Here is an 18443-nt window from a genome sequence, read left to right as displayed (position 1 = left end):
CTCTTGAGAAGTCGGAATCGCCATGTCATCGCCGTCGCCACTCGTCACCATCGTCGTCCTCATCCGCTCGGACACTCGATGGACCTCAGAGACGCTCCAGTCATGCCTCGATCAGACTCTTGCTCCCCTCGAGATCCTCTGTGTGGTCGACCGCGCGTCTGCGCAGGCGACACGGGACCTGATCCCGCGAGACGACCGTGTCCGCGTCATCGAGCATGAGGGCGACGGGACGACGAGAGAGGCGCTGCGCGCAGGGGTCGCCGCCGCGAGCGCGCCGTATGTGATGTTCCTCCGACTCGGCGACGAGCTGCACCCGGACGCTGCCGTCAAGGTCCACGGACACGCCACTCGTTTCGACGCGGATATCGTGGAGTTCGGCATCGAGACCGCGGAGTCGCCAGCCGGTAGCGGTCCGTCCTCTGCAACGCTGGTCCCGGAGCATGCCCGCCTCAACGGGGTCGAGATCCTCCGTCGGCTGTTCCCCCCGTCTTCCCCCACCGACACCCGACTGTGGAGGCTCGCGTTTCGCGCCGAGAGGTTGCGAGCAGCGTGCGCCGCGTTGCCTCCCGCTGGACTCTCGGAGTCGTGGGCCGACGATGTGCTCGTCGTGCTCCTCACAGCTGCCGAGGCAGACACCTACGTCTCCTTCAACGCTCGGATCTACCGGCATTTCCCCTCACGCGGGAGTGACGTGCTCCCTGTCGCCGCCGACGACCGGATGCGCGCGGCGGTCGAGACGATCGCGGTCCTCGATGCGGTCGCTCCCCTCGTGCGGAGCGCGGCACGCCACCACTTCAATCCCGAACCGCTCGTGGATGCCTACGAGTCGACTCGACTTGCTGCGATCGGCCAGGCGGTGGCCCTTTCGGAGCGCTCGACGCAGGAGATGCGCGACGAGGTCCGAGGTGCCCTGCGCAGCAGCGTCAGCTCCGCCGACGTGGTCACGGCGGCCGCCGCGTTCGCCCCGGACGCGCTCGCCTCCGTCACCGAGTTCGCTGACCACCCTCCTCTTCGCGGGCGGAACGCGCGGAGCGTGCTCCTGACGACGAACGTCCTGACGATGGGCGGAGTGTCGAGCGTTCTCATCTCGCAGGCACAGGTCCTGCTCGCCGCAGGCTACCGCGTCACCATTCTCGCGCACCGTCGCGGGAGCGACATGTCACTGGTCCCCGAGGGCGCGACGCTCGTGGAGCTCCTCGGCTCCGGCAAAAGCGAGCGTCTCCGTCAGTGGACGGCGCACTGCCGCGAGTTCGAGATCGATCTCGTCATCGACCACCGCATCATGTACTCACGGGACTGGCCCGCATACGCGCTCGTCGCCAACGCGCTGGACGCAGCCACCATCGGGTGGATCCATGCGTTCTCCGGACGCCCGACGTACAACGGCACAGATCTGCTCTCGCTGCTGCAGGACAACCTCGGTGCGCTCGCTCAACTGGTCGTGCTCTCGCCGCTCGATGTCGCCTTCTGGAAGCTGCGCGGTGTCGAGCACGTGGCGTATCTCCCGAACCCGCCCTCGTCGCTCATCGTCGACTCGCTGGGCGCTGTCGCACCTCGGTCCGCGCCGCGTTCACGGCGGATCGAGCTCGTCTGGTGGGGACGGCTGGACGAGACCACCAAGAAGGTCACGCATCTCATCGAGGTGGCTGTCGCGCTCAAGCGTGCAGGTGCAGACTTCCGATTGCGGATCGTCGGTCCGGATTGGAATGACACCACTGCAGCCAGCCTGACCGCCCTCGCCCGGAAGAGGGGTGTCGAGGGCGTGGTCGAGTTGACGGGGGCGCGGCACGGACAGAGTCTCGTCGACACCATCGACTCCTCGGATGTCTTCATCAACACCAGCATCATCGAGGGATACCTGCTGACGATCCCCGAGGCGCAGTCACGCGGCCTCCCGGTCGTGATGTACGAGCTGCCCTGGCTCCTGCCAGTCCAGGAGAATCCGGGCGTCATCCCGGTGGCGCAAGGGGATGCCCGGGCGCTCGCGAATGCCGTACTCGCGTTGATCGACGATCCGGATCGCTATGAAGAGCTGTCTCGCGCGTCCATCGACGCAGCCGAGCGCATCGGAGCGGTGGACTTCGACGATCTCTACCAGAAGCTCGTCCTCGGCGACCTCCCCGACGAGTTCTCGCCCGCTCCTTCGATGGAGTCAGGACAGCAGATCCTCGACCTGCTGATCTTCTTCGCCGAGAACAGGCCCGCACCCGCGCCGACCGGAGGTTCCGGGAGCAAGAGGCGAGGGCGCACGGCGAGCACCGCCGGCAGACGTCACTCTGCGGGACCGCAGACCCTGGCCGCCACGATCGAACGGCGGCTCACCGGTCCAGGACAGCGCGCCATCGATCGTGCTCCGTGGATCCGCCCCGCTGCGCGACGCGTCAAATCCGCACTCCTCCGTATCGACACATGGCGGGCGTCCCAGGGCCGAGGGCGGAAGTCATGACCACGCGAGTTTCTCAACAGGGTGAGAGCAGAATGGAATCCACGCCACTCGTATCGATCGTCATTCCCGTCTACAACGACGCCGAGGTGATCGCCGGAGCTGTCGAGAGCTGTCTTCGCCAGACTCTGCAGGCGGTCGAGGTCATCGTCGTCGACGACGGATCCAGCGATGGGACCGCTGAGATCGTCGAGCAGTACGCGATGCGAGACGCGCGCGTCCGGGTCATCCGGCAGGGGCAGAACCTGTCTGCGTACCAGGCGCGGAGAATCGGCATCCTCGAGGCACGGGCCGCGCATCTGCTCTTCCTCGACGGAGACGACGAGTTGGCCGAGGTCGCTGCGGAGCGGTCCCTGGCGAGGGCCGTCGCGACCGGTGCTGACCTCGTGCAGTTCGGCATCGACGTCGTGAGGAACGACGGCGCGACCGGCGGCGGCTTCGAAGCACGACTGCAGCCCACGCAGGACGGACTCACCGGGACGGACGTTCTTCGGGGCCTCTTCCCGGTCGACCAACCCGCTCAGGGACAGCTCTGGCGCTTCCTCTTCCGTACACAGGTCCTCGCCGACGCGTACGCGCTGATGCCGGACGACCTCGTGATCCCGCGTGTGAACGACCTGCCCATCACCTTCCTCGCCGCGGCGCTGGCCACGAAGTACGCTTCGATGCCGGACCGCCTGTATCGCTATCATTTCGGCCGAGGGGGCAGCGGGCAGAAGGTGGCGGACCTCGGCTGGGCGAAGTTCTATGCAGGAGCGATCGACGCGATCAACACCATCGCGCCCGCCGTCGATCGGATCTCCGCGCGGAGCGACGAATCCGATTTCATCGTCGACACCTACCAGGCCGCTCGGTCATCGATCATCGGCTACACGACCTACTACCTCGCCGAGCACACGGCCGAGCATCTGCTCGATGCCACGTTCCAGCATCTTCTGACCCGTGCGCCCGCGCGCGATATCGTCAAGGGAACCGCGCGGTTCTGGCCAGCAGCCCTCGACACGGCGGCCCGTCACCTCGGTGTCAGGCACCTGGGCGAACGAGCTGTCCGCAACGTGCTGCTCACCACCAACATCGTGCGAACCGGCGGCGTGTCGGGGGTTCTGCTCTCGCAGGCGAGGTTCCTCGTCCAGGCGGGCTATTCGGTGACCATCGCGGCGCGAGAGCCCGGGAGCGATGCAGCGATGGTTCCGCCCGGAGTCGAATTCGTCGAGGTCGACGGCCCTGATCTCGCTTCGAAGCTCGATCAGTGGGCGGAGCTGTGCCGCACCCGCGAGGTCGATGTCGTGATCGAACACCATTGGCTCTACACGCGGACGTGGCCGGCGTTCGCCCTCGCGGCGAGTGCCGAGGGAGCGGCGACCATCGGCTGGGCCCACAACTTCGCGGGCCGGTCACTTCTCCTCGGTCTCAACAGCCTGGACTTCCAGGCTCGCCATGTGTCTGCGCTCTCACACCTGATCGTGCTGTCTCCGCTCGATGTCGCGTTCTGGAAGCTGCGCGGCATGCCCAGAGTCTCTTACCTGCCGAACCCGCCTTCCCCGCTGCTGCTCGAGTCATCGGCGGTCGCGGAGCCCAAGCATGCCCCGGAGCGGCGTCCGATCGAGCTCATCTGGTGGGGCAGACTCGAGCAGCGCACGAAGCGTGTGGCAGAACTGGTCCTGGTCGCGGCAGAGCTCGACCGTCTCGGCGTCGACTTCCGGATGCGCATCGTCGGCCCGGATTGGAGCGGAATGAGCGCTGAGAAGCTGATGGCCCTCGCGTCCGAGCACGGTGTCGCCGACCGCGTGCACGCGGTCGGCCCCCTCCACGGCGACGAATTGATCGCTGCCATCGATTCCAGCGATCTCTTCGTGAACACCAGTGTCATCGAGGGATACCCGCTCACGATTCCCGAAGCCCAGTCGCGGGGCCTGCCCGTCGCGATGTACGAGTTGCCGTGGCTCGCCGTCGCCGAGGACAATGCCGGTATCGTCACGTCCGGTCAGGGCGACGCCGCAGGTCTGGCGATGAGGATCGCCGAGATCGCTGCGACGCCCACGATGTACGACAGTCTCTCACGGGCCTCTATCGAGGCCGGTCGCCGCGAGCTCACGTACGACTTCGCGTCTCTCTACGAGCAGCTGGTGAATGGTGAGCTCCCAGCCTCACATTCGCCCTCCCCCACCACGGACGACATCCGTCGGCTCGTCGACCTGGTGGTGCTGTTCACCGAGCAGAACGCCAAGGTCCGCAACGCGGCGGCGAAAAGATCCGCGCCGTCGAGGCGGGGCCGCCCGGCCGCGGGACGCCGGGCGACTCCTGCTCGTTCGCGCACCTGGCGTCTCGTCGCGCGCGTGACGCCGGCTGCCCATGTGGTGCTCGACATGGCCCCGTGGTTGCGTCCCACGGCAGCGCGGGTGAAGCATGCGCTCTTGAGCCGCTGACAGGGGTCGCTCAGGAGCGGAAGCGGTGCGCGGACGGCGTTCCCGTCGCCGGCGATGCGAGTCAGGCGGGAACGTCGCTCGTCGCCACAGACCGGAACACCTCGGCATACCGTGCGGCGGTCGCGCCCGCGTCGCGCCTGCTGAGATCGGGATGTTCCGAGCGCGGCGTGTTACGGACCGCATCCACGACTTCGTCCAGCCGCTCGGCGGTCACTGCCCCCGCGTGGTGATGCACCCAGCCGGACCCGACTTCTTCCGCCAACAGGCGGGTGGCCGCCGACTCGGGAACGAGGACGGGCCTGTCGAGGCTCAGCGCGAGCATGAGCATGCTCTCGTCCACCAAAGTTGCGTTGTCGGGAAGAATGACCAGCTCGGAAGCGCTGATCTCGTTCACCATCATCGCGTCGGAGACGAGACCGGTCACCGCCGATACACGCTCAGGGTGACGCCCCAGGACCTTCTCGAGCAAGGCATCGAGGGCCGCATTGGGCTGCCCCATCACGCGGAGGGAGAGGCCCGGAGTATTGGTGAGCGGAAAGATCTTCAGCGGGCCGGCCGCCACCTTGACGAGGCGATTCGGTGAGATGGCGAGGAGTCGACCAGGAATCTGCTCCTTGCGCGGGTACCCGACGAAACGATCACGATAGTGCGCATGAGGGATGACGGTCGTGCGCCCGGGGGCAGGGGTCGAGGTCGCCTCGTCGAGGACGATGAACATCGCTGTGGCATCGTCGAACGCGCGACGCCACTCGGCGCCCGCACCCTGGTGGGGACCGTACAGCGTCTGGACGAGGGGAAGCTCGCGTCGTCGCAGCTCAGCGACGACCGCCTGTGCGATGTCGGCACGCTCGTCGTTCGTCGTGCCCGCTCCGCCGAGCAACCGGACCGCCTGGTTGACGTGGACGACGTCCACGTCCAGGTCTCTGAGCTCGCGCGCGAAATGGGAGAACTTGATGCCGTCGACGCCTTCACCGATGATCTGATCGATGTAACTGACGTTGGCTTGCGGTGAGCGGTGATCCGTCAGCACCACGAGGGGATCGATTCGACTACCGGGATTCGCGAGACGCACTCGACAACTATATGCTGGACCGTGATGAGCGCCAACAGACCCCAGGATCTCTTCTTCCACCTGGCGGGGCAGGACGACAACCTCGGCGACTCGGCCCTCCGGCTCGCTTATCTCAACGCCGCTCGCGGCGAAGGTCGGCGCCTGCACATCTACTTCGGTGCAGCCACCCCCGACTACACCTCCGGCTTCGCGCTCGGCAGGCGCGACCGCATCTACACGCACCGGCCGACCTGGCTGGCCGCCGGTGATGCCGCGCGTCGGGGAGTTCACTTCCTCAACGCGGGAGAGATCAATCCGCCGCCAGGACTGTTCCCGAACATCCACCGCACCCGCGAGCTGCGCCGCACCGTCGACGCCGGCGGCGTGTTCATCGCGGCCGGTTTCGGGATCAAGGACCCCTCGTCGATCGAGCAAGTGGAGTTCGACGATGTTCTTCGCAACGCGGCGATCGTCTCCTGGCGCGATACTCCTTCTCGTGACGCCGCAGGATTCGGCGACGTCGCACCCGATTGGGCGTATTCCCTCGGAACGCCGACGAGCCAATGGGCGCCGGCGGATGAGCGTCCTCTGCTCGCGGTGACGCTCCGATTCGATCGTCCGTGGCCGGGTTCGCGATGGATCGCATCCGTCCGCGATCTGGCTTCGCGCACGTCGACGCGGATCGTCACTCTCGCTCAGGTCTCGCGCGACGCACCTCGGGCGGTCCGTCTCGCCGAGGAACTCGGCGGCGAGTACCTGATGCCTCCCGGCATGGACCATGCCACTCTCGACGCGCATGCACGCGGCGCGTTCAAGATGTCCCGATTCGTGGTCAGCGATCGAGCGCACGGCCTCATCATCGCGGCATCCGAGGGAGCATATCCCATCGGCTCGGGCGCCGACCCGCAGAAGATCCATCGCCTCCTGGCCACCGCCGGTCTCGGCGAGCTCGTCGGGCGCTACGACCAGATCGATGAGTTCTCCGCACGGCTCGACGAGCACCTCCCTCTGCTCGCGCCGTCGATCGACACCGCGCGCGATGAGTTGGCAGCGCTGACCAAGCGAATCCACGACGTCATCGACGCCGACTGACACGGCCCTTCTCACCGTTCCCATCGCCGACGGGCCCCGGATGGAGAGCGGCAGGAGGACAGCGACGGGCGCCCTGCAGGTGGCGAGCCAATATACTGCACTAATGGTGTTGACCGTCGGCGACCGATCCAAGATCCATCAGCGCGTCTCTTTCTCCCACAGCGACGATCGCCCGATCACGATCGGCGACGGGGCGAACTTCTACCGAGGCACCGAGATGCTCGGCCCGGTCACGATCGGGAACAACGTCTTCATCAACAGAGACGCGTACATCCGCCCCAACACGTCCATCGGCGACGGGGTGCGGATCGGCCCCTTCGTTCGCCTCATCTCGGACACTCACGAAGTGGGCCCGCCTTCCCGCCGCGCGGGCAAGTCCCGATTCGATCCGATCGTGATCGGCGCAGGAACATGGATCGGGGCATCGGTGACGGTATTGGGCGGCGTCACGATCGGCGAGGGATGCATCATCGCCGCCGGCGCGATGGTGACCAAGGATGTTCCGGACAACACCCTCTACGGCGGGGTCCCCGCTCGGTTCATCCGCGATCTGCCGATCGACGATCGATCAGGAGAGTCCGCCCGCACTGCCTCGACGGAACCGACCGACACAGCGTCGTAGCGCCACCAGCCGACAGGAGCTCCAGTCCTGATCGGAGCACGAGTCGGTTCTCCGATCAGGCAGCGGTCAGCGTTCTCGAACCATCTTGTTGAACTTGTGCGCCGTCGGCCGCAAGCCCGGCATGACCTTCAGGACCACGCGCCCGAGCGGCCGGATCATGCCGACGAGCAGCGGATCCGGTTGTACCGGAGGGGCGGTCTTCGCTCGCGTCGACGCCTGAGCGGACGGCGACGGACTCGTCGACTGCCGTGAGATCCTCGCCGCAGTCGGTGTCGCACTCTGAGTCCGCTCCCCCGCCTGTCTCGTCGCGCTCTTCTCCGCGGCCTTGGCGGCGATCCTCGCTGCTTTCCTCGCAGCCGCCTTGGCTGCGACTGCGGCCGCCTTCTTGGTCGCCGCCGCTTCTGCGGTGGCCTTCCTCGCGGCCGCGACTGCCGCCGTCTTCTTCGCCCTGAGACCGGCGTTGCGCTCGGTGAAGAAGATGAGCAGATCGATCAGGCGTTGTGCATCGTCGAGCGTGGGCTCAGGTGAGAAGGCAGCAGGCAGCTCTCCTTCGACGAGCTGACGGTACGTCTGACCGAAATCGAAGTCGCGCTTCCTCTTGGCCACGGCCAGGGATTCATGGGAGAGCTCGTCGTAGCGATCGGGACTCTCGACGATCGCGACGACCTCACGTGCGAACGCCGCCGGGGTGGCCTGAGGAACGCTCACGATCCCCCCGTTGTCGGCAGCGAGAGCCAGCCAGGGCATGTCGTACATGACCACGGGAAGGCCGCGCGCCTGAGCCTCGAGAATCGTCAGGGGATATCCCTCGATGACGCTGGTGTTGACGAAGATATCCGCGGCATCGATGGCGGAGAGCAGATGCTCGCCGTACAACGGTCCCGGGACCGACACCTCCTCCAGCCCGAGCTTGCGGGCCTCTGCCTCGAGCATGTGCGGTTCCGTTTCCGCCCACCCCGGCCCGATGATCTTCATCTCGAAGGCGACGCCGAGCTTCCGGAGTTCTGCCGCCACGAGCAGAAGTTGGCGGACCTGCTTCGTGTGCTGTTCGAGACGCCCCCACCAGAGGAGTCTCACCGGGCGTCCCTGAGGCGCCGTCTTGACGATGTTCTCGATCGGCGCCTCCAGGATCATCGGAGACGGCGGATTCGGGAGATACGCCACATGTCGAATGCCACGAAGCTTCCAGAATGCGACGTCGAGCGGTGAGAGGGTGATGAGCTGAGCGAGCGCGCCGAGATGATCGGTCATCAGCGAGGTGAGGTCGTTGAGGTCGTAGACCGGCCTGGCAGCGAAGTTGTGGACCCATCCGATGGTCGCAGCCCCCAGTGAACGCGCGATGAGCGCGTACGCAGGCCAATCTCTGCTGTAGAGGATCTGATGGTCGATAACGAGATCGATGGACTCCCGACGACAGATCTCGCCCCATTGAGTGACCTGTGCGAGGAGGCTCCCCTCGCCGATCTCGACGAACTTCGCGCCGTACGGGACTGCGTCCGCCGAGCTGCCCGGCCGTCGCGCTGCGATCGTGACGTCGTATCCTGCGTCCAGGAGAACTCTGGCCTGCGTCAGGAGAACGCCGGACACCCCGCCTGTCGTGAGCGACTTCGTCGTCAGCAGTACGCTGCGGATCGGGCGGCTGCCGAGCTCGATCCGGTCGCTGCTCTGCGCCAGGAGCGCGAGCGCCCCGGGGCAGAACCCCGTCGCCGCCAGAACCACATCCTCTTCGGAGACGCGCTCGCGCAGCAGCCCGAGGCAGTCGGCCCGAACGCCCTCCGCTGTGTTGTTGATCAGGTAGTTGAGCAGGTTGCCGATCACCGACAACCTGGCGGACGCATAGCTGTCCATGAGGGGATCCGGGTCGATCCGCTTGCGTGCCTGCTCGCGCACCGCCGGCGCGATGCTGTCGATCGAGTCGATCGCGCGCAGGTAGAACTCGAACTGCGAAGCCTCCTCGACGCGGTGTCCGCTGATTCCTCGGCCGAAGTTGTAGCGGTACAGCTTCGCCGGCAGTGAGACGTACCGCTGCGCCGCCGCGATCGCAAGATATGCGATGGGCAGATCATTGGCTCGGTAGAGCTCGAGGTCGGGTGAGAGCTGCGCATAGGCGACACGGAGCAGCCCGACGTGAAAGAGGTAGCGCCAGATCTGCCCGCGCGCGGGCACTCCGACGGGGAAGAGACTCGGAAGGATGGCATCGTTCTCGAGGAGCTCGTGGGATGGCTGCAGCCGCTTCTCGAAGCCCCCACCGCTTCGCCCGTCTGGAGTCACGACCTCGACACCGAAGCCGACGAGATCCGCACTCGTCTTCTGCGCCTCAGCCGTGGCCTTCTCAGCGGCATCCGGAGCGAGCTCGTCGTCACCGTCGAGGAACAGCACATACGGAGCCGTCGCGGCCATGATGCCCGCTCGTCGAGCCTGGAAGGCCGAGCGATTGCGGTCGAAGGAAACGAGGCGGATGCGCGGGTCGACGGCCTGGTAACGCTCGACGATCTCTCCGCTGCGGTCCGTGGAAGCATCGTCTACACAGATGATCTCGATCGCGCTCAGCGTCTGACGCATGCAGCTTTCGACTGCCGCGGCGATCCATTCCTCGTCGTTGTACATGGGGATGATGATCGACACATGAGGAGTCGGCAGGAGAACAGGGGATTGCATACCAGTATTACTCTCGCTTCACAGCTCAGCGTCGGCACCCGATCGAGGCCGTTGGACGGTCGGATCAATCCTAACCACGTTGAGTGTCGGTCGTGTTTCGTGTCCGCCCGGCGGGGGATGCGCCCGCTCAGTGCATCACGCGTCGGTGGACCAGAGCTCCTGGTCCTCGAACACGATGTACGCCTGCTGGGTGATCACATTCGCATAGGCGGTTCGGTTCTTTCCGTTCGCCGGCAAGATGGTGATCTCCCCGAGGACCGGGCCTCTCGGTGTGTTGAAGAGATCGACGCGACAGAACGCTCCCACCTCACTGCCCAGCCGCTCCGCGACGCTGATCATTTCGCTCAGGTTGTCGGGCTCGCGCATCGCGTTGCCCAGGGTCCGGCCCAACTCCAGCGGGTGCGGCAGAGGGCGCCACGTGACCGAGTAGGGCCGTCTGGATGGTCCGGGGTAGTTGCGGTCGAACACTTCGAGGAACCCGGCGATGCCGCGGAACACGTAGAACTTGTAGTCAAGGGGTATGACGTTCGCTTCCGGAGCGAAGCGGTCCGCGACGAACTCCTCGACGATGTACATATCGACCCGGTCCGTCTCGCTCGCGAGCTTCTGCCAGTTCGCCACGATGCGATCCGGTGAGATGGGCTTGCCGGTGAACACGTTGACACCGCGGGATACGGCGAAGACTCCCTTCGCCGATGCCAGACCGTCCGGCTTGGCCACGTAGCGCTGCGGAAGGTCGAGCTGCAGCAGCTCCTCCGGGTCCGAGAAATGTGCGATCTGTCGTGGAATCTCCACGAGGTTCTCACGTGCGAACGCGTGCATCGCGTCCTTCTTCTCCAGCCGACTCTGCCAGAAGGAATGGTTGCCGCTTTCGAACCACTCATGGCGCCGGTCGGTCATCAGCTGCTCGAATGTCTTCACGCCGGTGTGGCGCGACACGGCTTCGACCAGTCCGGTATCCACGCCGAACAGCTCACGGTTCAACCGAAACTTCGCGCGCGCCATTCCGATCGCTTCGTCGATCTCGCCGGCACTCGCACACGCGAGAATGCTCCGGAGTTCGTCGTCGACATCACCCTCCACGCTGGGAATGTCATCCGATGCCAGAACCCACGGCTTGCCCGCCGGTGTCGCGAACGCCAACCGGGTCGTCGCGAGAGTGCGAGTGGCCGTCGCCTGTCCATCGGTCGCCACCACGGCTCGCACGGTGAACTGCTCCTCATCACCGGTGAGCAGCGAGGCAGGCAGCACGAATCGAAACCCGATCGAAGGGCTGCGCCCCTCCTCGGTCGCCAGATCTCTTCTCTCTCTGTCCGCTACGACTGAGCCTAGCCGCCGGGACTCCGCGAATACCTCGACGACCACCGGGACGCTCGGAGCGTCGTCATCGACGGCCCAGCCTTTGAGGAAGTCGCCCACGACTCCGTCCAGATGTACTCGTACAGTCATTCTGAAGCCCTACGTTATTGGAGAAGCGACCGGTTCGCTCAGACTATCTGACGCGCAGAGCACCACCCCGATCTACACAGGAATCCGCACGGTAGGCGCGTCACCGGTCTCCCAGAAGTCCGCGTCCAGCACGCGGGTCACCGGATCGGGCTCCTCAGCCCACGCCTGCGCCTGCTCGTGCGGCGCCGGCTGTGACGCGCGAGCAACCGCGCGCGCCGCGTTCTGCCGCTGCAGTTCGGCCGCAGCGGCACGTCGCTCCCACAGCTCTCGTTCGATCATGGTGCGATCCCTGGCGTGGATCATCGCCCTGAGGATCATCGCCAGCAGCAGGCCCGTGTATCCACCGATCGTGTTCGCCAGCACGTCGAGCACGGTCGATACGCGCTCGTCGAGCGCGATGCCCTGCGTGAACTCGATCGCGCCCGAGAAGGCGGGCAGCAGGAAGATCGCGACCCACCACGCTTTGCGTGCGAGCGCGAGGCCGAGCAGGAAACCCAGCGGAACGAACATGCCGATGTTGGCGGCGAACTCGAGTTCGTTGTAGTCGAATCGCTCGGGCACGCCGAGGTTGTGCAGCGCACGGAGCACACGCCCCGCGATGCTGTCGAACTCGAGCTGCTCAGGCTGCGGCCACATCGTGACCAGCAGCACGAACGCGGAGTACACGATCAGCAGCAGCGTCGAGATCCACAACCGCGCGTGGCTTCGCGGCGGCGGGGGTCCCACCTGGATCTGTGTCATGGTCCCGTTCCTCTCTCACGCCCGAGGTCGGGCGACGGCGATGCCCGCGGGCAGGCTCGGGCCATGTTATCCGTCACGAGTCGCGTCTCACCGCGAAGTCGCCGAGAACCTGCGCGCTCACGACATGTCCGCACCCGGGTACGACAAAGGGGCCGGACCCGAAGGCCCGACCCCTGTGCGAGAAAGCAGATGCTTACTTGATGATCTTCGTGACCGTACCGGCGCCGACGGTGCGTCCACCCTCACGGATGGCGAAGCCGAGGCCCTCTTCCATGGCGATCGGCTGGATCAGCTCGACCGTCACGTCAGTGGTGTCGCCGGGCATGACCATCTCGGTGCCCTCAGGCAGCGTGATGACGCCGGTGACGTCGGTGGTGCGGAAGTAGAACTGCGGGCGGTAGTTCGTGTAGAACGGGTTGTGACGCCCACCCTCATCCTTCGACAGGATGTACGCGGTACCGGCGAAGTCGGTGTGCGGCGTGACCGAACCCGGCTTGACGATGACCTGACCGCGCTCGACGTCCTCACGCTTCGTGCCACGGAGCAGGAGACCACAGTTCTCGCCGGCCCATGCCTCGTCGAGCTGCTTGTGGAACATCTCGATACCCGTGACCGTGGTCTTGACGGTCGGACGGAGTCCGACGATCTCGACCTCGGAGTTGATGGCCAGCGTGCCACGCTCGGCGCGGCCGGTGACGACGGTTCCACGACCGGTGATCGTGAAGACGTCCTCGACGGGCATCAGGAACGGCTTGTCCTTGTCGCGCACGGGGTCCGGAACGTTCTCGTCCACGGCCTCCATGAGGTCGAGGATCGACTGAACCCACTTCTCGTCGCCCTCGAGGGCCTTGAGAGCGGAGACGCGGACGACAGGAGCGTCCTCGGCGAAGCCCTGCGAAGCGAGCAGCTCGGAGACCTCGAGCTCGACGAGCTCCAGGATCTCCTCGTCGTCGACCATGTCGGACTTGTTCAGCGCGACGAGCAGGTACGGCACGCCGACCTGCTTGGCGAGCAGCACGTGCTCACGCGTCTGAGCCATCGGGCCGTCGGTGGCGGCGACCACGAGGATCGCGCCGTCCATCTGAGCAGCACCGGTGATCATGTTCTTGACGTAGTCGGCGTGGCCGGGGGCGTCAACGTGCGCGTAGTGGCGCTTCGGGGTCTCGTACTCGATGTGCGAGATGTTGATGGTGATTCCACGCTGGCGCTCTTCCGGCGCCGAGTCGATGGAAGCGAAGTCGCGCTGCACGTTGGTGTCAGACGGGAACTTGTCAGCAAGCACCTTCGAGATCGCTGCGGAGAGCGTGGTCTTGCCGTGGTCAACGTGACCGATGGTTCCGATGTTGACGTGCGGCTTGGTCCGCTCGAACTTGGCCTTAGCCACTGGGTCCTCCTCAGGACGTCATGTAGAGGGTGCCGGGCACTGGTTTGCGACCGGTTCTCTACGGGTGTGAATCTCAGTTTAGTAGAGAGGGAATGTGAAGTTGTAGGTGACCTGGGAGCCGAGCCGAAACCCGGCTCCCAGGAAAGTGTTACTCGCCGCCCTGGTGCTTCTGGACGATCTCGTCGGCCACCGCGCGGGGAACCTCAGCGTAGCTGTTGAACTCCATCGAGTAGACGGCGCGACCCGAGGTCTTCGAACGCAGGTCGCCGATGTAGCCGAACATCTCGGACAGCGGCACGTGCGCACGGACGACCTTGACGCCTGCGGCGTCTTCCATCGACTGGATCTGGCCGCGACGCGAGTTCAGGTCACCGATGACGTCGCCCATGTACTCCTCGGGAGTACGCACCTCGACCGCCATGAGCGGCTCGAGGAGCGTCGGGTTGGCCCGACGAAGAGCTTCCTTCATACCCATGGATCCTGCGATCTTGAACGCCATCTCCGAAGAGTCGACGTCGTGAGCAGCACCATCGACGATCGTCGCCTTGACGCCGACGATCGGGTATCCGGCGAGCACGCCGACGTTCATCGCATCCTGGAAGCCGGCATCGATCGAGCCGATGTACTCACGCGGGATGCGACCACCGGTGACCGAGTTGACGAATTCGTACGTCTTCTCGTCGTCGAGGTCGAGCGGCTCGATGTTGAACTGGATCTTCGCGAACTGACCCGAACCACCGGTCTGCTTCTTGTGCGTGTAGTCGTACTTCTCGACGCCCTTGCGGATCGTCTCGCGGTACGCGACCTGCGGCTTGCCGACGTTGGCCTCGACGTTGAACTCGCGCTTCATGCGGTCGACGAGGATGTCGAGGTGCAGCTCACCCATGCCCTTGATGGTCGTCTGACCGGTCTCGGGGTTGAGCTCCGTGCGGAAGGTCGGGTCCTCCTCAGCGAGCTTCTGGATGGCGACACCCAGCTTCTCCTGGTCGGCCTTGGTCTTCGGCTCGATGGCGACCTCGATGACGGGCTCGGGGAACGTCATCGACTCGAGGACGACCGGCGAGGCCGGGTCGGTGAGGGTGTCACCGGTGGTGGTGTCCTTCAGACCGATGACGGCGTAGATGTTGCCCGCGGTGACCGAGGGGACCGGGATCTCCTTGTTGGCGTGCATCTGGAAGATCTTTCCGATGCGCTCCTTCTTGCCCTTGGTCGAGTTGACGACCTGGGCTCCGGAGTCGAGCTGGCCCGAGTAGACGCGCACGTAGGTGAGGCGACCGAAGAACGGGTGCACCGCGACCTTGAACGCGAGAGCCGCGAACGGGTCCTTGGCGTCGGGGTGACGCTCGATGATCGTGTCGTAGTCCTTGGGGTCGTGAGCCTGGATCGAGCCCACGTCGAGCGGGTTCGGCAGGTAGTCGACGACCGCGTCGAGCATCGGCTGGACGCCACGGTTCTTGAACGCCGAGCCGCAGAGGACCGGGTAGATCTCGGAAGCCACGGTGAGCTTGCGGATCGCGCCCTTGATCTCGGCGACGGTCAGGTCTTCGCCACCGAAGAACTTCTCGAGCAGAGCGTCGTCGGTCTCGGCGACGGTCTCGAGGAGCTGCTGACGGTACTCGTCTGCCTTGTCCTTGAGGTCGGCCGGGATCTCCTGGACCTCGTAGGAGGCGCCCATGGTGACGTCACCCTTGGAGTCACCAGCCCAGACGAGAGCACGCATCTCGACGAGGTCGATGACGCCGACGAAGTCGTTCTCTGCACCGATGGGCAGCTGGATGACCAGCGGCTTGGCGCCGAGGCGGTTGATGATGGTGTCGACGGTGAAGTAGAAGTCCGCGCCGAGCTTGTCCATCTTGTTGACGAAGCAGATGCGGGGGACGTTGTACTTGTCAGCCTGACGCCACACGGTCTCGGACTGGGGCTCGACGCCCTCCTTGCCGTCGAACACTGCGACAGCACCGTCGAGGACGCGGAGCGAGCGCTCCACCTCGACCGTGAAGTCCACGTGACCGGGGGTGTCGATGATGTTGATCTGGTTCTTGTTCCAGTAGCAGGTCACGGCGGCAGACGTGATCGTGATGCCGCGCTCCTTCTCCTGCTCCATCCAGTCGGTGGTCGAGGCACCGTCGTGGGTCTCGCCGAGCTTGTGGTTGACGCCCGTGTAGAACAGGATGCGCTCGGTGGTGGTGGTCTTGCCGGCATCGATGTGAGCCATGATGCCGATGTTCCGAACCTTGCTCAGGTCGGTGAGCACGTCTTGTGCCACAGGAGTGTCCTTATCTTTTTGGCAGTCGTACTGCGAAGAGGGGGTGCCTGCCCCCGGCGTGTGGCCGGGGGCAGGCGAAGCTGTTTACCAGCGGTAGTGAGCGAACGCGCGGTTCGACTCGGCCATCTTGTGCGTGTCCTCGCGGCGCTTGACCGCTGCACCGAGACCGTTCGACGCGTCGAGGATCTCGTTCTGGAGACGCTCGGTCATCGTCTTCTCACGACGACCCTTGGCGTAGCTGACGAGCCAGCGCAGCGCGAGGGTGTTCGCGCGGTGCGGCTTGACCTCGACCGGAACCTGGTAGGTCGAGCCACCGACGCGGCGGCTCTTGACCTCGAGAGTCGGGCGCACGTTGTCGAGCGCCTTCTTCAGAGTGGCGACGGCATCCTGACCGTTCTTCGCCTCGACGCCCTTGAGGGCGTTGTAGACGATCGACTCGGCGAGCGACTTCTTGCCGTCGACCAGGATCTTGTTGACCAGCTGGCTGACGATCGGAGCGCCGTATACCGGGTCGTTGACGACGGGACGCTTGGGGGCGGGACCCTTACGAGGCATTGGACTCAGCCCTTCTTTGCGCCGTAGAGGCTGCGAGCCTGCTTACGGTTCTTGACGGCCTGGGTGTCCAGGGCGCCACGGACGATCTTGTAGCGAACACCGGGGAGGTCCTTGACACGACCACCGCGGACGAGCACCAGCGAGTGCTCCTGGAGGTTGTGACCCTCACCCGGGATGTACGCGGTCACCTCGGTGCCGTTGCGGAGCTTCACACGAGCGACCTTGCGCATCGCCGAGTTCGGCTTCTTCGGGGTGGTGGTGTAGACGCGGGTGCAGACCCCGGCCTGCTGCGGGTTCGACTTGAGTGCGGGCGCCTTGGTCTTGGTGACCTTGGGCGAGCGACCCTTGCGAACCAACTGCTGAATGGTTGGCACGTTCTCTCCTCATAATGCTGCACGGTGACAGCGTGATGGGTTTCACATCAGTGACCCACCGGCACGCCGGAATCGACGCGCCTTTGTGGTGGTGGGTATGCCGTGGGGGCGGACCGGCATGGTGCCGACGCCCAGCGCGCACGTCGAGACGTGCACACACCTGATCAAGTGTAATGCCACGTAACGTGGTGGTCAAATGAGGGCTGCAGCGATCTACGACTGATCCGCGTCGAACGGGGAGTCGAGCGAGTCGGTGAGTTCAGCCAGCAGCGCCTCGATCTGCGGCTCGACATGCTGCGAGATCGCAGCCTGGATGTAGATGCGGTGGCGCAGCAGGATGCCGCAGATCTCGCGACCGACCATGTTCGCGTACTCGTCGGCGAGGGCGACCTCCTGACGCAGGGCGACCTTCGCCTCGTCGCTCAACGGGGGCAGAGGCGGCAGATCGGCGACTGCCTCGTCGGCCATGCCGGCGATCGTGAAGAGGAACGGGGCGCCCGGAACCGGCTCGGGGTCGAGCGGGAGCCCGTCGAACTCGGGATCCAGACCGTCGGCCGGGCGGTAGCTGCGTGCCCGGTTGCGCGCGGCCTGCTGATCGAGTTCGCGCTGCAGCATCGGCAGGTTCCTGGCGGTGTACTCGGCCACGGCGTGGTCGACGATCGTCTTGATCCGCGTGGAGAGACCGTGCTGCACACCGTGCGGCGTGTTCGAGCCGATGCCCGCCGCAGACAGGATCGGCGACCCCAGACAACGTCGACAGGGCGCGACCCGACCGCGATGGGTCGCCGGCTCCCAGCGCGGCACCCAGCGCAACCAGGCCTCGACGGCCTGGTCGACCTGCGTCTCCAACGAGCGCTCCACACCTAGAGCGTACGGCGCGGCCGCCGCCGACGTGGAGATTTCCACGCCACGGCGGGGCGTCACTCGTCTTCTTCGCGCTCCCACGGCCACTGCGGATGCTGAGCACGCGTGCGCCGGAGCGCGATGCCGCCCCAGGCCGCGATCGCGGACGCGACGAGGAGCACCGCGCTCGCTCCCCCGCGCACGAGGTCACCCGCGACGACCGTCGCGACGATGATGTCGCCGCTGGCGGCGATGACGCCGATCCACACGACGACCAGGTGCGCGAGCGCCGTGGCCAATGCGACCGCCGGCGCCGACACGAACGACGGCTGCGTCCGCCGCAGCGACGACCACAGCGACAGCGCGAACGCCACGACGGCCGCCAGCATCCCGATCGCGCCGGGCAGCTGACCGAGACCGGGGACGGCGATGATGTCGCTGTCGGTGGCGACGCTCACCGCGCCGAGGCCGAACACCGCCAGCGCGAAGAAGCTGATGGTGGCGAGCACCAGCGCCAGAATGACCGAAACCCCCGGGGA

At 65.7% G+C, this 18443-nt stretch carries 15 protein-coding genes; 5 read left to right on the top strand and 10 right to left on the bottom strand.

Going from position 1 to position 18443, the window contains the following annotated elements; translation table 11 throughout:
- Window positions 1-22: 22 nt before the first annotated feature.
- Together MRBLMI13_RS13855 and MRBLMI13_RS13850 are read left to right on the top strand one after the other, a co-directional pair.
- Complete coding sequence (locus MRBLMI13_RS13855) at window positions 23-2446, top strand: glycosyltransferase (RefSeq protein WP_367823715.1); 2424 nt, start codon at window positions 23-25, stop codon at window positions 2444-2446.
- Between the two features lie 32 nt (window positions 2447-2478).
- Window positions 2479-4869, top strand: coding sequence for a glycosyltransferase (locus MRBLMI13_RS13850; protein ID WP_367823717.1), 2391 nt, complete (start codon window positions 2479-2481; stop codon window positions 4867-4869).
- 61 nt (window positions 4870-4930) lie between these two features.
- On the opposite strand, the gene MRBLMI13_RS13845 is transcribed toward MRBLMI13_RS13850, so the two are convergent.
- Complete coding sequence (locus tag MRBLMI13_RS13845) at window positions 4931-5587, bottom strand: hypothetical protein (RefSeq protein ID WP_367823718.1); 657 nt, start codon at window positions 5585-5587, stop codon at window positions 4931-4933.
- 48 nt (window positions 5588-5635) lie between these two features.
- Between MRBLMI13_RS13845 and MRBLMI13_RS13840 the strand changes: the two genes are divergently transcribed.
- From MRBLMI13_RS13840 to MRBLMI13_RS13830, 3 genes are all read left to right on the top strand, one after another.
- On the top strand, window positions 5636-5881 hold the full coding sequence (locus tag MRBLMI13_RS13840) for a hypothetical protein (RefSeq protein WP_367823719.1): 246 nt from the start codon (window positions 5636-5638) through the stop codon (window positions 5879-5881).
- Between the two features lie 84 nt (window positions 5882-5965).
- Window positions 5966-7012, top strand: coding sequence for a polysaccharide pyruvyl transferase family protein (locus MRBLMI13_RS13835; RefSeq protein ID WP_367823720.1), 1047 nt, complete (start codon window positions 5966-5968; stop codon window positions 7010-7012).
- Between the two features lie 103 nt (window positions 7013-7115).
- Entirely contained in the window at window positions 7116-7634 is a 519-nt protein-coding gene (locus MRBLMI13_RS13830) for an acyltransferase (RefSeq protein WP_367823721.1), read from the top strand.
- Window positions 7635-7700: 66 nt separating this feature from the next.
- Here the strand turns inward: MRBLMI13_RS13830 and MRBLMI13_RS13825 are convergent, their stop codons facing one another.
- The 9 genes from MRBLMI13_RS13825 to MRBLMI13_RS13785 all read right to left on the bottom strand — a co-directional run bounded on the left by MRBLMI13_RS13825 (window position 7701) and on the right by MRBLMI13_RS13785 (window position 18413).
- Window positions 7701-10259, bottom strand: coding sequence for a glycosyltransferase (locus MRBLMI13_RS13825; RefSeq protein WP_367823723.1), 2559 nt, complete (start codon window positions 10257-10259; stop codon window positions 7701-7703).
- A 168-nt stretch (window positions 10260-10427) separates the two neighbouring features.
- A complete protein-coding gene (locus MRBLMI13_RS13820) occupies window positions 10428-11711 on the bottom strand; it encodes an ATP-grasp fold amidoligase family protein (RefSeq protein WP_367823725.1) in 1284 nt (427 codons plus the stop codon).
- A gap of 102 nt (window positions 11712-11813) precedes the next feature.
- A complete protein-coding gene (locus MRBLMI13_RS13815; RefSeq protein ID WP_367823727.1) occupies window positions 11814-12482 on the bottom strand; it encodes a VanZ family protein in 669 nt (222 codons plus the stop codon).
- A 193-nt stretch (window positions 12483-12675) separates the two neighbouring features.
- Entirely contained in the window at window positions 12676-13866 is a 1191-nt protein-coding gene (gene tuf / locus MRBLMI13_RS13810; protein WP_042538710.1) for an elongation factor Tu, read from the bottom strand.
- 148 nt (window positions 13867-14014) lie between these two features.
- The gene (gene fusA / locus MRBLMI13_RS13805) at window positions 14015-16132 is read right to left on the bottom strand and encodes an elongation factor G (protein WP_042538708.1); all 2118 of its coding nucleotides are present in this window, start codon (window positions 16130-16132) and stop codon (window positions 14015-14017) included.
- A gap of 84 nt (window positions 16133-16216) precedes the next feature.
- Window positions 16217-16687: a 30S ribosomal protein S7 gene (rpsG, locus tag MRBLMI13_RS13800; RefSeq protein WP_042538706.1), complete on the bottom strand. Its 471-nt coding sequence runs from the start codon at window positions 16685-16687 to the stop codon at window positions 16217-16219.
- 5 nt (window positions 16688-16692) lie between these two features.
- Window positions 16693-17061, bottom strand: coding sequence for a 30S ribosomal protein S12 (rpsL, locus tag MRBLMI13_RS13795; protein ID WP_042538704.1), 369 nt, complete (start codon window positions 17059-17061; stop codon window positions 16693-16695).
- A gap of 213 nt (window positions 17062-17274) precedes the next feature.
- Complete coding sequence (locus tag MRBLMI13_RS13790; protein WP_042538702.1) at window positions 17275-17922, bottom strand: hypothetical protein; 648 nt, start codon at window positions 17920-17922, stop codon at window positions 17275-17277.
- 59 nt (window positions 17923-17981) lie between these two features.
- Window positions 17982-18413, bottom strand: a complete 432-nt coding sequence (locus MRBLMI13_RS13785) for a hypothetical protein (protein WP_367823731.1) — start codon at window positions 18411-18413, stop codon at window positions 17982-17984.
- Window positions 18414-18443 lie beyond the last annotated feature (30 nt).

This window comes from Microbacterium sp. LMI13-1-1.1 (genome assembly GCF_040815625.1).
GTDB lineage: Bacteria > Actinomycetota > Actinomycetes > Actinomycetales > Microbacteriaceae > Microbacterium > Microbacterium forte.
The sequence above is the reverse complement of the archived record's forward strand: the minus strand, read 5'-3'. Positions and strand labels throughout refer to the sequence as shown.

Excerpts from the sequence above, each read along its gene's own strand:
- MRBLMI13_RS13855 (WP_367823715.1), top strand. The coding sequence starts at position 23 with ATGTCATCGCCGTCGCCACTCGTCACCATCGTCGTCCTCATCCGCTCG.
- MRBLMI13_RS13850 (WP_367823717.1), top strand. The coding sequence starts at position 2,479 with ATGGAATCCACGCCACTCGTATCGATCGTCATTCCCGTCTACAACGAC.
- MRBLMI13_RS13845 (WP_367823718.1), bottom strand. The coding sequence starts at position 5,587 with ATGTTCATCGTCCTCGACGAGGCGACCTCGACCCCTGCCCCCGGGCGC.
- MRBLMI13_RS13835 (WP_367823720.1), top strand. The coding sequence starts at position 5,966 with ATGAGCGCCAACAGACCCCAGGATCTCTTCTTCCACCTGGCGGGGCAG.
- MRBLMI13_RS13830 (WP_367823721.1), top strand. The coding sequence starts at position 7,116 with ATGGTGTTGACCGTCGGCGACCGATCCAAGATCCATCAGCGCGTCTCT.
- MRBLMI13_RS13815 (WP_367823727.1), bottom strand. The coding sequence starts at position 12,482 with ATGACACAGATCCAGGTGGGACCCCCGCCGCCGCGAAGCCACGCGCGG.
- rpsG (WP_042538706.1), bottom strand. The coding sequence starts at position 16,687 with ATGCCTCGTAAGGGTCCCGCCCCCAAGCGTCCCGTCGTCAACGACCCG.